Origin of the sequence: Aromatoleum evansii (assembly GCF_012910805.1) — a bacterium.
Classification (GTDB): Bacteria; Pseudomonadota; Gammaproteobacteria; order Burkholderiales; family Rhodocyclaceae; genus Aromatoleum; species Aromatoleum evansii.
In genome coordinates this window covers 1-464 of the sequence record NZ_WTVK01000203.1, presented here as the reverse complement: position 1 = coordinate 464, position 464 = coordinate 1, and the positions used below count along the sequence as shown (strand labels likewise).

Annotated in this window: 1 protein-coding gene; it reads right to left on the bottom strand. The window is 65.9% G+C overall.

The window, feature by feature from the left end; all coding sequences use genetic code 11:
• On the bottom strand, positions 1-414 hold a 414-nt coding region (locus GO615_RS29900), incomplete at its 3' end, for a hypothetical protein (protein WP_500676353.1).
• Positions 415-464: the final 50 nt, after the last annotated feature.

Here is a 464-nt window from a genome sequence, read left to right as displayed (position 1 = left end):
GACCTTGACCTCTTCGATGCCGGCGTCGATCAGCTTGCTGAGCGCGACGTCACCGAGGTCGTCGCCGGCCTGCAGGAACGTCTCGCCGTCGATCTCGACCGTCTGCGCCACGTTGCGGGCGTAGACCGAGCTCTCGACGTCCTCGTGCTCGACCAGCTGGCCGTCAGAGTTGCGCTGCGCGATCGGCAGGACGAGACCGCGCTTCGTGCCGCAGTCCTCCTCGCGGATGATGACGTCCTGCGAGACGTCGACGAGACGACGCGTCAGGTAACCCGAGTCGGCCGTACGCAGAGCGGTGTCGGCCAGACCCTTTCGTGCACCGTGGGTCGAGATGAAGAACTCCAGCACCGACAGGCCCTCACGGAAGTTGGCCTTGATCGGACGCGGGATGATCTCGCCCTTCGGGTTGGCCATGAGGCCTCGCATACCCGCGAGCTGGCGCAGCTGGAACCAGTTACCACGGG